10 protein-coding genes are annotated in these 12,695 nt (G+C 58.8%); 4 read left to right on the forward strand and 6 right to left on the reverse strand.

Annotation, left to right across the window (positions count from 1 at the left end; all coding sequences use genetic code 11):
• Nucleotides 1-110 precede the first annotated feature (110 nt).
• Nucleotides 111-755, reverse strand: coding sequence for an HD domain-containing protein (locus RLCC275e_RS33525; RefSeq protein ID WP_033184638.1), 645 nt, complete (start codon nucleotides 753-755; stop codon nucleotides 111-113).
• Between the two features lie 156 nt (nucleotides 756-911).
• Nucleotides 912-1,331, reverse strand: coding sequence for a cupin domain-containing protein (locus tag RLCC275e_RS33530; RefSeq protein WP_033184637.1), 420 nt, complete (start codon nucleotides 1,329-1,331; stop codon nucleotides 912-914).
• 88 nt (nucleotides 1,332-1,419) lie between these two features.
• Between RLCC275e_RS33530 and pdxR the strand changes: the two genes are divergently transcribed.
• Nucleotides 1,420-2,847 (forward strand): MocR-like pyridoxine biosynthesis transcription factor PdxR, encoded by a 1,428-nt coding sequence (gene pdxR / locus RLCC275e_RS33535; protein ID WP_033184636.1) that lies wholly within the window; start codon nucleotides 1,420-1,422, stop codon nucleotides 2,845-2,847.
• A 32-nt stretch (nucleotides 2,848-2,879) separates the two neighbouring features.
• Here pdxR and RLCC275e_RS33540 read toward each other — a convergent pair whose 3' ends face one another.
• Nucleotides 2,880-3,857, reverse strand: coding sequence for an NADP-dependent oxidoreductase (locus RLCC275e_RS33540; protein ID WP_245490243.1), 978 nt, complete (start codon nucleotides 3,855-3,857; stop codon nucleotides 2,880-2,882).
• Between the two features lie 51 nt (nucleotides 3,858-3,908).
• Complete coding sequence (locus RLCC275e_RS33545; protein ID WP_082229887.1) at nucleotides 3,909-4,667, reverse strand: HD domain-containing protein; 759 nt, start codon at nucleotides 4,665-4,667, stop codon at nucleotides 3,909-3,911.
• 685 nt (nucleotides 4,668-5,352) lie between these two features.
• Here RLCC275e_RS33545 and mblB point away from each other — a divergent pair.
• Nucleotides 5,353-6,525, forward strand: coding sequence for an anti-phage 6A-MBL system MBL-fold protein (mblB, locus tag RLCC275e_RS33550; protein WP_033182433.1), 1,173 nt, complete (start codon nucleotides 5,353-5,355; stop codon nucleotides 6,523-6,525).
• The gene (gene cap2-3 / locus RLCC275e_RS33555) at nucleotides 6,525-8,795 is read left to right on the forward strand and encodes an anti-phage 6A-MBL system cap2_3 protein (RefSeq protein WP_130671786.1); all 2,271 of its coding nucleotides are present in this window, start codon (nucleotides 6,525-6,527) and stop codon (nucleotides 8,793-8,795) included. Before mblB ends, cap2-3 begins: the two co-directional genes overlap by 1 nt.
• Here the strand turns inward: cap2-3 and RLCC275e_RS33560 are convergent.
• On the reverse strand, nucleotides 8,792-9,484 hold the full coding sequence (locus tag RLCC275e_RS33560) for a hypothetical protein (protein WP_130671785.1): 693 nt from the start codon (nucleotides 9,482-9,484) through the stop codon (nucleotides 8,792-8,794). The two genes, cap2-3 and RLCC275e_RS33560, sit on opposite strands and share 4 nt — an antisense overlap.
• Before the next feature lie 240 nt (nucleotides 9,485-9,724).
• Nucleotides 9,725-10,864, reverse strand: a complete 1,140-nt coding sequence (locus RLCC275e_RS33565) for an RHE_PE00001 family protein (RefSeq protein WP_033182430.1) — start codon at nucleotides 10,862-10,864, stop codon at nucleotides 9,725-9,727.
• 190 nt (nucleotides 10,865-11,054) lie between these two features.
• Between RLCC275e_RS33565 and RLCC275e_RS33570 the strand changes: the two genes are divergently transcribed.
• Nucleotides 11,055-12,203, forward strand: a complete 1,149-nt coding sequence (locus RLCC275e_RS33570; protein WP_033182429.1) for a site-specific integrase — start codon at nucleotides 11,055-11,057, stop codon at nucleotides 12,201-12,203.
• Nucleotides 12,204-12,695: the final 492 nt, after the last annotated feature.

The following is a 12,695-nucleotide window of genomic DNA, read 5'->3' on the forward strand; positions in this document are numbered from 1 at the left end:
ACTAAATCCAGAAGCCACTCTCGCCACCGGATAAGGCGGCATTTCCTTGTTGGCGCACGGCCCTATAGTAATACGCGGTCGGTTTCCTGAACCAGTATTCGCCGCCGGAATCAGCCGGGCCAGCTTGAACCCAGGATGACGCTGCACATATCGACCCGCTGAAACCTCGGGTCCTTGAATGCCAGCACGTCATCATTGAAGGTCCCGAAGGTGGTGTGGGGCCGGTGCTTCATGCCGTGATAGAACGCATTGATGATCCCGTGCTTAAAGTTATCCTCACGCGGAAAAGCCTGGACGACAGCCTGCCGTTCCTCATCGGTGAACTGATCATAGCCGCGGCCGGCCACATCCATGCCGGCGCCGCTCTGAAGCAGCGCGATCTCGGGATCCATGAATTCCGGTATGCCGGGCGTGGTGTGGAGAGCGACCGCGTTCCAGACGATTTGCAGGTCGTTGTTGGTGACGCCGTAACTCTTGAGGAAATCCCGGGCAGCATTGGCCCCATCGACCTCAAAGCGCAGCTGGCTGTTCTCGTAGTGCGCCGTCAAGCCGATGTCGTGGAACATCGCAGCCGTGTAGAGCAGCTCGGGATCGAAGGTCATGCCTTTGCGGCGTCCTGTTATGGCGCCCCAACAAAAGACGCGCGCAGAATGATGGAAGAGCAGGTCGCCCTCCGTGTCGCGAATAAACTGCGTCACATCGCGACTGAGTTTGCTGCCAGGAATTCCTAAGTTGGAAAGCTCGTCTGTGTTCATATCAGTATCTCCTTTGCTGCGAGACCGGTCGATAAATAGCACCCGGCTGGCTAGGCGGCTCAGCATGACTTGGGATATCGCGCCGCGCGGCTCGGTGCCTTGTGGAGCGATATGGCTGTGGTCCGACCGCTTCATTGGTCAGCGCCCGGATCCCGTTCATTTGATCGGGGTGGTAAGGGTAGTCTCGTCAGCATCGACAACGAAGACGGCGAGCAACCTGGCTGGTTTCGTCTTGCTCGCGTTGCGGCTCACCGAGTGGACCGCACCGTGTGGTTCAAACCAGCTGTCGCCGACCTTGTAGATCCTGGTTCGGCCGTCGTTCACCTTCGATTCAATCGCGCCTGCAAGCACATAGGCGTAGATGAAGGCGGATTTGGCGTGGCTATGTGCCGGCGATGCTGCGCCCGGTGCATAATCGACCTCTACGACACGAAACGACTTACCGGGGATATTACCAATCGCCTGATCGAATTTGGGTATGACCGTTTCGACCTGGCCGTCATGGGCAAAGGTATGCCCGCCAAGAGTAAAGGCGAGTGCGACGCAGATCGCGGGGAGGATGGTGCGGATTTTCATGGGTTTCTCCTTCTGATGCTGGAAAGATGGCCAGCCGGAAGATCAGAATAAAGTACCAAGAACGAAGCAAAATCCTGTACCATGGCTCATGAACAAGCCATTGAACTTTAATATCGATCGGTCAGCCAAAACGTCCCTATCGGAGCAAATCCGAAAAGCGATGGCCGTGGCTATGGAAAGCGGGGTGTTGGTACCCGGCGCACGCCTGCCGTCATGGCAGGATCTTTCTGCCCAACTCGGTGTCGCGCGGGGAACGGTTCGAACTGCATACGCAAAACTCGCCGCCGCACAACTGATCGAAGCGTCCCGAGCCTCAGGTACCCGGGTTGCGCAGCGCCCTCATGCGGTCAAAAAAGGCGACCCTCTGCCACAGGCAGGCTCGTTTCTGGAGACCTATCTGGAGATGACGCAGGGACCGGCGTTCTTCCAGATGGGCGTCCCGGCAACCGACACCTTCCCAGCGACGTTGTTCTCACGCATCCACGCGAAGGCTGCCCGCACAAAGGCAGGTGCGTTGCCTCTTTATCCCGATCCGCGCGGCGAGTTCGAGCTCAGGCGCGAAATCGCCTCCTACCTCGCCGTCGCCCGAGGGATAAACTGCTCGCCCTCGCAGGTGATTATCACCGGTGGATTCGGCGCGGGCCTCGGCTTAGCGCTCAGCGTCCTTGCTCTGGCTGGCCATGCCGCCTGGGTCGAAAATCCGGGATTCCCTTGGTCAAGAAAAGGCCTTGAGCTTTCCGGCCTTTCACTCGCACCAATTCCCGTCGATGCGGATGGCATCGATATTGATTTCGGATTGCGTCAGCATCCCGACGCCAAGATTGCCGTTGTGACTCCAGGGCAGCAAGCCCCTCTCGGGCCGACGATGTCGCTTGATCGACGTCTTGGTCTCCTCGAATGGGCCAGCAACGCTGGCGCATGGGTCATCGAAGACGACTATCTGAGTGAGCTTCAGTTGACGGGACGCGCCGCGCCGGCGCTGGCATCACTCGACCGGGGCGGGCGCGTCATCCACATCGGCTCGTTCAGCAAGACGATCAGCCCGGCAATACGGCTCGGTTTCATTGTCGCGCCGGCCGATCTAGTCGGCCGGTTCTCCGAGATGGCAGCCTGCCTGGCGCCGGCCCCTGGACCTGCGATACAGGTCGCCACCGCGGAGTTCATGCAGGAGGGTCACTATATCCGCCATCTGCGCCGAACCAAGCGCGCCTACGCAGCCAGGCAAGAGGCGCTATTGGATTACCTGCGGTCGCGTGTTGGTATCGATAGGGCCGAGGCGACCGGTTTGGCCGTCTTACTGAGATTGCCCGAGGATGTATCAGACGTGGCAGCTGCTCGCGCAGCTTTCAGCTTTGGAATGTCGCCATCGCCGCTGTCGGCCTGGTACGTGTCGTCCGACGACGCGGCATCCGGGCTCCTTCTCGGCGTCGCGACGACGCCGATGAAGAATCTCGACCGATCCTGTGATCGACTGCTCGAGGTGATACGTCAGCCGCGCGTGCCCGCTTTACCCTAAACCAGCTCTACGCGATCTTGTCGGGCAGTTCTTTAGACGGAGAGAACGATCTTGCCGCCCGGCGCACGACGCACCCCGTCCAGCATCAGATGAGCCTCGTACGCTTCCTCAAGCGGGAGGATCGTCCCGACCCGCGTCTTCAAAGCGCCATTGTCGATCAGCTCGGCGATCTTCGTCAGCTGCTCGGTTCCGACGCTGACCAGAAAGAACGCCGCTTCAACCCCATGCTGGCTGGCAAGATCCTGTTCGGGCGGTGAGACAGCCGAGACCAGTTTTCCGCCGCGCCTCAGGACCTGAAACGAACGCCTTTGCGTTTCGCCGCCGACGAGATCGAGGACAGCGTCCACATCGCGGGCAACGTCTTCAAAGCGCTCGCTGTGATAGTCGACCAAAATATCTGTGCCCAGTTCACGCAGGTAGGGAAAATCTTTGCGGGCGGCGGTGGCGATGATCTCGATGCCCGCACGTCTCGCAAGCTGCACGGCGTAAGCGCCGACATTTCCGGCGGCGCCATGGATGAGCACCTTTTGCCCGGCGACGAGCTGCGCTTGATCAAAAAGGCCCTGCCAGGCCGTGACGGCGATCACCGGTATGGAGGCAGCATCTGCGTAGCTGATCGTTGCAGGCTTGCGAGCCACCATCTCCGCCGACGCCACCGCGTACTGCGCATATGCGCCGATGAACCTCGGATTGGTTACGCCATAGACCGGGTCGCCAACGGCAAGACCGGCCACACCGGCGCCGATGGAAACGACGTCTCCGGATAGATCAGAGCCGAGCGTCAGGGGCAGGGGCTGAGGCAAGGCGCTCTTGCCTGCCCTGATCCATCCATCCCATGGGCCCACTCCAGCGGCCTTGACCTTGATCAGCACCTCGCCTGGATCAGGCACCGGCTTCGGGACAGACTCGAATTTCATAGCCTCTGGCGAGCCGAAGTTATGGACGCGCCACGCCATCACGGATGCATCCCTTTGTTCGGGATTTGGATTGGTGGTTTCGAATGTCATCATGAACTCCTTGAGTTTGCTTTTCGTGAAAGCTCGGAACTTCTGCCTGTCCGCCTAATCGCCGACAGCCCATTTCGAGTTGCGCATCAAATTGCTGAAGTCCCTGCGGCGAAAGGCGGGATCTTTATAAGCCATGACATCGGCAAGCCCTGTGCCTTGTGTCGTCTCCGGCCGATGCCCAAGGCTCTTGTAAAGAATGTCCATGAAGCCATCCGCAAAGTGTGGCGGGTGGGGATGGGCCGCCTCCACTGCGTTACGCTCTGCAGTCGTGAAATCATCGTAGCCTGCCCCAACTAAATCCATATTGGCACCCTCGGCAACCAGTGCCGCGGTCGGGGAAAGGTTGGCGGAAATGCCATTCGTCGTGTGGAGCGCGATCGCAAGCCAGATATTCTCGCGTGAAACTTCCGCAACGGCGTGGCCGCGCAAGAAATCACGTGCGGCGTTTGCTCCGTCGACTTCGAAGCGAAGATGGCTCTGACCGTACCTGTCGGTCAGGCCAAAGTCATGAAACAAAGCCGCCACATATAGTAGCTCAGGATCAAAGATGAGCCCTTTGCGTCTGCCCGCCAGCGCGGCCCACTGATAGACGCGGACAGAGTGCTCGAACAGAAAGTCGCCCTCCGCCTCGCGAACCAGGCGCGTCGCGTCGCGTGTCAATTCGGTGTCCGGTATATCTGCTGCGGGTTTACTCGTGTTGATATCTGCCTCGGCTACAAGCGGTTCGGCTTGGCCGTCTTTCGGAAGACCAGTCAAGCCGGCAAAAACCGAAAGCGTGGTGCAGGTAGCCGCGATGATGGTTCGGAAGTTCATTGGATTTCTCCTTATCGCACGCTGGATATAATTCCGCGCTGGATCAGGAAACAGGACCAAGAATTTCGAAAAATTATGTACCAGCTGGGTCCGTCCAGTAGCGTCCTACACTGAGACCGCGGCGCCGAAGCTGAAGCCGGACTTACGGCGTCCAGCCGTTCTTGATCGCCGCTACCATATTGCGAGACGTTGCGATCGCCGTAGGCGTTGACCGTTATATATAGAGCTGTGTTTCACACAAAGCCTGTCGCCTTGAAGGGATCCGAACCGTCGGCCCCATTATTTCCTCAAACCCCTCTGAAAATATCGACGCATTATACATGTCGGCGAAGCCTCATAGCCGGGTCATGCCATCCTGGCTGTGGGCCAGTAGTGGCATGTGGATGCCCATGCATGATTGACGATCGCTGTCGGTAGGCGCTCGAAGGCACCCTCGTCCCCTTGCCGAACACGCCGTGACACTCCGTGCATCGGGCGAAAACCCGATCTGGTTTACAATCTTAGCCGCGGTAACTGCAGGATCAGTTGCGCTTCACCAACGCTATGATGCAATTTGACCTGTCAGTAGGTTCCGAGCAGACAACTAATTCGAAAAATTCTGTTAATACTCTAAGCATTTCGGCACGATGTTCTTGAATAGTTCCGAATTCGATCCCAAATTCGACAGATTGAAGTGGAGGCGCTTATGTCCGCATCGGTTGTATTCTTTCCCGTAGCAAACGGGGATATGACATTAATCACATTGGACAACGGTCAGACGATCCTGATCGACATCAAAATCCGCGCGGCGGCCGACGACGAGGACGACGAGACCTACGATGTCGCCTCTGACCTCAAAGATCGCCTTAAGACGGACTCCGAGGGCCGCTCCTACGTTGACTCGTTTCTACTCTCTCATCCGGATCAGGATCACATCACCGGTCTTGAAAACCATTTCTATCTGGGACCGCCGGCGGACTATCCTAAAGATAGCGGCTTGATTTTCATACGGGAAATGTGGTCATCCCCGCTTGTCTTCCGCCGCGCCAGCACGCAGCACGTCCTGTGCGCGGATGCCAAGGCCTGGGCGAAAGAGGCCCGCCGCCGGGTCCAAAGGTTCAAGGACGACAAATTCGGGACCGTTGATGGTGATCGCATCCTGATCATGGGTAAGGATAAAGACGGCAAGACCGACGAGATCACGGACATCGTGGTCGAACAGGGAGAGCTGATTACATCCGCGAACCGCGGCAGCTCCGGTCAGTTCACCGGGCGCCTGCTTGCGCCCATGTTGGTGGCTGAAGACGATGAGTTGGTCGCCTTGCTCGAGAAAAACAACTCTTCAGTCATCATCAATTTCTCCCTCACTGGTGGCGGGAATGCCGATAAGTGTCGGTTTCTTACCGGTGGTGACGCTGGCGTCGCAATTTGGGAGCGGCTCTGGCAGAACCATAAGGACAGTGACCCCGACTGGTTTACCTACGATCTTATGCAGGCGCCGCACCACTGCTCATGGCGTACTTTGAGCTATGACCGATGGTCGGAGATGGGCGAGAAGGTCAAGGTGTGTGAAGACGCTCGCAGTGCTCTTGGACAGGCCAAGTTCGGCGCGACTATCGTGGCCAGCTGTAAGCCCATTCTCAAAGACGACAGTGACCCGCCGCACGAACGCGCAAAACGGGAATACGTCTCGATACTTAAGCCAGACACCGTGAAGGGCGAGTTCATCTGCACATCCGAATACACGAACGCCAATGACCGACCTCTTGAGTTTACTGTGACGTTCTCGGGCGTGTCAAAGAAGCTTCGGGCGGCAGCTGCGGCGGCCACGATCGTTGGGGTATCAGCCGTCGCTTCGAGTGCCCGCGGACACGGTTGATGTCAGCTGGGAAGTCCGAGCTCGTGCAACACGCGGAGCATCTGCTCCGTGTGGTTCGACGCCACCCTCAAGTCCGCAGCGCGGAGCTAGTGATTGCCGAAGCGGATGAGTGCCGTGTCGCCATCATGTTCGACGTGGAAATGCCGTTCGACGTGAAAGCGCGCGGTCTTTCCACGACGGGTGTTCGAACTCTTGAGGAGGTCGAGATTGTCATCCGTGCCGGTTACCCTTGGAAAAGTCCGACGATCTATCTGCGTCAGGATTTTCCGCGGGATCTTCCGCATCTTCAGCCGTCCCCCGCGGATGCATTGCCCCGCCCTTGCCTGGTGGACGGGTCGCAGGACGAGTTCTTTAGCCATTTTGCCCTGATAGAATCAGGGATCATTGGCTTGCTCGAACAGCTTGCGTCCTGGCTCGCGAATGCCGCGGTAGATTCGCTAATCAATCCCGCTCAAGGCTGGGAACCGGCCCTTCGTGCCGGGCTCGCCGACACGCTCATCGTCGATAGTGAATTTCTTGAGGAAAAGACGTCCGCAGAAGGTGCTTGGAGGAGCTACCGTACCTATTATCTCCGCTCACTAGGGAAAACGGGACCAGGCGCATTTACCTTCTTGGAAGCCGGTACGGAGCTCGCAAGCCTTTTCTCGAAGACGGATATGACCCTTTTTCAGAGTCAACGGCTCTCGAAAATTAACGGCATTTCCGGTACTTCGGTTATGGCATTCATCACACCCGACCCCGATGACGACGGCAACCCGCGGATTAACCGCCGATATTTGCCGGAAACCGTGACTAATCTCACTCAGCTGCACGCTCGCGCCAAGGCGCTTGGTTGCGGCCGTCATTTCCGCGAGTTTATGGAAACGCTGGTGAAGAACTGGGGCATTTATCAATTCGAAACCGCCATTCCCATCGCGGTGATCTTCGCTGCCCGCCGGCCTTTCCATCTCATAGGCTCAGTCTCAAACCTCGAGCATCTCCCCTACCTGTTCGAAATCTATCCGCGACCCGGCCGGACGACCCTGTGGGACGAACCAGGGGAGGATACTGTTAAGCCCACTCGGCTGCTCTCCAGGGCGACCCCCAAGCTCCTCCGCAAGCTTTCCCCCGTAACGTCGGCGGCGCCCACGGCGATGATCGGGGCCGGCAGCGTTGGATCGAAAGCTGCGCTTCATCTTGCCCGCGCTGGCGTGCCTGTCACCGCGATCACAGATACATTGGTCCTGATGCCCCACAATATGGCCCGGCATGCCTTGGTCAGGCCATCCTTGGGCTCGGGAAAAGCGGAAGAGCTCGCGACAGAACTCAAGGTGCTCGGTCAGACGCCCGCAGTGTGTTTCGAGGACGCCGTGGAGCAACTACGTTCGGCAGACGGTCGGCAGACGCTCGCGCCGGAAAATACCGAGCGCGTGCTCAATTCCACCGCATCCTTACTGGTGCGCGAGGCACTGTCCATCGTACCAAAGGATGCCTTCCCGCCACGGATCTCCGAGATTGCGCTGTTCGGCCGGGGAGACGGTGCCTTCCTGCTGCAGGAAGGCACCGCCAGGAATCCTACGCTCGCCGATCTTCTGACCGAGATTAGTGCGCACGCGACAACAGCCGAGCGCAACTTGCTCTTCAACCCTGAACATGGGTTGACCGAAGTTCAGATCGGCCAGGGATGCGGCTCCCTAACGATGCCCATGACGGACGCGCGGCTGTCCGCGATGACTGCCGCGGCCACCGAGATCTTCCTAGGCCGAGAACCGGAACAATCGTCGGGAACCTACGCGATCGGCCATCGGCTTGCTGGCGATCCCACCACGCATTGGCGTGCCATCGAAGTTGGGCCGTTCATCGAGGTTCCTGTAGAGGGCCGCAACGGTTGGCAAGTCCGACTTTCCCCTTCAGTCGATCGTCGGATCCGTGAAGAGGTTGCCTTGTATTCGCATGTGGAAACTGGTGGACTTCTCATCGGTACGACGAGCGCCCGGTGCAAGACCATTACAGTGGTTGACCTCCTTCCCGCTCCTGAAGACAGCCGACGCACAGCAGGCCTGTTTGAACTCGGGACTAAGGGCTTGAAAAAGGCGATCAAGGTCCGTCATCGTGCCAGTGGCGGAAGCCTGTTTGACGTAGGAACGTGGCACAGCCACCTCGCCGATATGGGTCCTTCCTGCCTCGATAGAAAGACCGCGGCGCAGCTGGCAGGCGAACGCCCCCCTCCCAGCGTGCTGCTGATCATTACTCCGAACCGGTATCACGCCCTGGTTCACCCGGAGGTCTAAGCAGGCAACGAGTGGTGATAGCTCGTAAGGACCTGACGGCCATAAGCCGCATAGTATTTGAGGAAGCGACCGTACATCCCGATAGCGACAGCCGCAGCACCGAGAGCGAGCCAGCCGTCCTTCGGCGCAGAACCTTGCCAATATTTGTAGGTCAGCATTCCGGTAGCCAACAGGGCGACAAAGCAGATGTTTCGACAAAACCCGTAACTGTTCTGGAAGCTCTCGAGCCTTGTCACGGTATCGGGACTCGCCCGCGCGGCGGGAAAAGCAACCTGGAAGATGTGCTCACCATCCAGGTTTGCCATACTCATACCCAGCTTGTCGGCCGCTCCCGACTTAATACGATCTCGAACTTTCGTCGCAAGCGGACTGTATTCCCGATTGGCAAAGAGCCACGCCGCTACGTGCTCGCGCCAACGGCGTTTCCGCAAACCAAGGGCGATTTCCGTGGGCGAACGGAAAATTATGCGGGCAATCACGAATTCAACGAGTCCTGATGATGGAGCGGCACAGATCTGGCCGGCGATGTACGAGACAACGGTCCAGAAAATGATCTGCACCACCGTCCATTCAGTCCTGTTGACCAAGACAGCGTCAGCAAAACAATAGTCGATGCTGGCCACTAGCAGCATGCCTGATGCCACGAAAGCGTAGAACTCGTAGTTAGTGAGTGGGAACCAGTCACGCATCTTCAGCACCCTAACCAGCGCAGGCAAGTACGAACGACGAGCCTTTCAAACTCTCATTCATATAGCTCGTTCATTGTTAAATCGCGAGGCAGAATTAGGATGAGGATCACAGCATGATTTTGATTCACCAGCAACAATTTGGAGTGATCGAGGCCATTTGCCCCGCACATGATCACCAGACGAGACGGCTGGCTGCCCCTTTCACCGGCAATGCTCCAAATCGAGATGTAACCACTTTCCTTACATAACCCCCCACGCCCGAAACCTCCCCCTCCCCGTCATCTCCCGCAAGCCGAGTTCCAAAACGATCCGCCGCGCCGCCTGCGGCGTCACCTCGAGCGTCTTCGCCACCATTTTTGCCGACACCAACGGTTTGGCCATCACCAACTCAACCAGCTCCGGCAGTTTTGACGACGTCCGCCGACCATCCAGTTTTCGCTCCAATAGGGTGCGGGCCAGCGCCAACCGGTCATGTTCTTTCAGGCCGATCTCGGCGGTCGCCAAAAATCCGTGGGCGATGGCGAGCAGCCGCGTCTCCCGATCACGCTGCCGGCGGCGATCCACGGGAATGGTTTTCAGGCCGAGGTTGATGGCAGCGAGATGAGCACCTGACGTGATGCCCGCCTGGCGCAGGATCGAGGCGGCAAGCAGCCGACCGAGCCACGGCGCATGCTGAAGGACGGCGATCTCGTTCCAGGCATCAAGGACGGTGATCGCCTGCAGCACCGCTGGCAGGTTTTCCGCCTGGCGCACCACGCCCCGCCATTCGTCCAGCCTGGAATCCTCGTCCCAGTCGAGATCATACACCAGCGGATCTTTTTCCGCCGCGCCGCCACGGCCGGGCCGGGTCGCGTTTGCGAGCGCAGCTTCGGAGCGGGCCAGCACCGCATCGATGGCGGCATAGTCGATGCCGGGAAGATTTTCGATGTCGTCGACATCTTCCCCCTCCCCTTCCGGATCTTTTACGACCGCGCGCCGGATGACACCTACCGTGTCTGCCGCTTCACTGCCGGACAACGTGATCTCCGAGGTCTGCCGGAGCGTCCGAAGCCCGTCGGCGGAAAAAGCCCAGTCGGGTTGCTGGCCAGAAATGCGCCGGCGGGTTCGCAGCACGTCGCGGGCGATTGTCAGCTCATGGGTGGGTGTGCGAATATCGCGGGTGGCGTCATGGAGGACGAGGTCTTCGAGGTGGACGAGTTCGCCGTCTATCCAGAGCGAGGCGCAGGCGTCGGTGAATTGGGATCGCTCGATGAAGCCCGCGCCGACCGGTGAGCGGGCGATCCGCTCGTCCAGACGCGCGAGAGCGACACCGGCGTCGAAAGCCGGTCGCATGAGTGGTGTCATGCTGATTTTTTTGAGTTCGTAAGCCATTGAAATCATGGTAAATGATTTCTTAAAAGAACTCTATCTAAATATTGTGGTTCCTCACATGGTATGGTCGCTAGCTGTGGCGATAACCATCGATAAGTACCTCTTATCGATGGTAGATTGATTTCAGGGCGCAAATCAGCGAGAATCGCAGCAGATCACGGTCCTGGAGACCGCTGAAACCCGCTATTGTGGAGCCTCCGTGGCAAAACCCAAGACATCACTGACCGCCGTCAAGCGTCGCGCCGAGGAGCTCGACACGATCGCCGCCGTGCTGCCGCTGGAACGCCGCGACGAACTCGCCGAGCTGCTCACCGACCACGACGTCGAGACGCTGCGCCATCTCGTCAACCAGGGCATGGGCGACAACACCCTTCGCGCCCTGACCTCGGATCTCGCCTATCTTGAAGCCTGGGGACTGGCAGCGACCGGACGATCGCTGCCCTGGCCGGCGCCCGAAGCGTTGCTGCTGAAGTTCGTCGCGCATCATCTTTGGGATCCGCAGCACCGGGAAACCGACCCTGATCATGGAATGCCTGTAAATGTCGACGACAACCTTCGAAGCCAGGGGTTTCTCAAGTCCGTCGGCCCGCACGCGCCAGCCACCGTGCGCCGGCGGCTGGCGAACTGGTCGACGCTGAGCAAATGGCGCGGTTTTGACGGCGCCTTCGCCTCCCCTGCCCTCAAGTCGGCCATCCGCCTTGCGGTTCGCGCCGTCCCCCGGACGCGGGGTCGCAAGAGTGCCAAGGCGGTGACTGGTGACGTGCTGGCAAGACTGCTGGCGACCTGCGCGAGCGACAGTCTGCGCGATCTGCGGGACCGGGCGATGCTGATGGTCGCCTTTGCCTCAGGTGGCCGCCGGCGCAGCGAGATTGCCGGCCTTCGTGTTGAGCAGCTGAGCCCTGAGACTCCGATCGAGATGCCGGACGGGCCTCCCCTCCCCTCTCTCGCCATTCACCTTGGCCGCACCAAGACGACCACCGGCGAGCAGGACGATATCGTCTATCTGACCGGTCGGCCGGTAGAGGCGCTCATCGCCTGGCTGCAGGCTGCGAAGATCGACAATGGCAGTGTGTTTCGGGCGATCGGGCGATGGGGGACTGTTTCGCGACGGGCGATCGATCCGCAGTCGGTCAACGCGATCATCAAGCAGCGGGTGGAACTGGCTGGATTAGACCGTGGGGAGTTTTCGGCGCACGGGCTGCGGTCGGGCTACCTCACCGAAGCTGCCAATCGCGGCATCCCCCTTCCAGAGGCGATGGAACAGTCGCGACATCGGTCGGTGCAGCAGGCATCGAGCTACTACAATGACGCCACGCGTCGGAGCGGACGGGCTGCACGTATGCTTTGATTGCGGGAGGGGATTTTCTCAGATTACCGATAGTCACTTATGTGACATTCCCGACTCATCGCTACTCTATCGAAGAACGCCCGACCCGGGTCGTTTGCCCAGCAGTGCAAACCCGTGCAGCCATGCATCGCGCTGCATCCTCGCAGCGGCGGTTTTATGGCCTCTCCGGCGGTGATGATTCTCAATCATCGGTACGCCCGGATGCTAATCTGAGTTGCCAGATGGGTGGTCGCCACCGCAAAATGGCTCCCCTCCGCCTTTTTTTCAAAGATTCCAGTGTACGGTTGAAAACCGGATCTTGAGTTGCGGTGCTTATAACCGTTTGTTGTTGCTTAATAATGTTGAGATCTCTTGGCCTGAGCAACCGTCGTCATTAAGGTTCTGTTAACCCTAAATAGCTTGCCAGCCCGTTAGAATCGATGCTTATTGCAAGCAGCGGATTGAATAAGAAATTCCGCTGAAAAGCGCTATTTCAAGAAATCAGGTCCGGGG

It is taken from the genome of Rhizobium brockwellii (genome assembly GCF_000769405.2).
GTDB lineage: Bacteria > Pseudomonadota > Alphaproteobacteria > Rhizobiales > Rhizobiaceae > Rhizobium > Rhizobium brockwellii.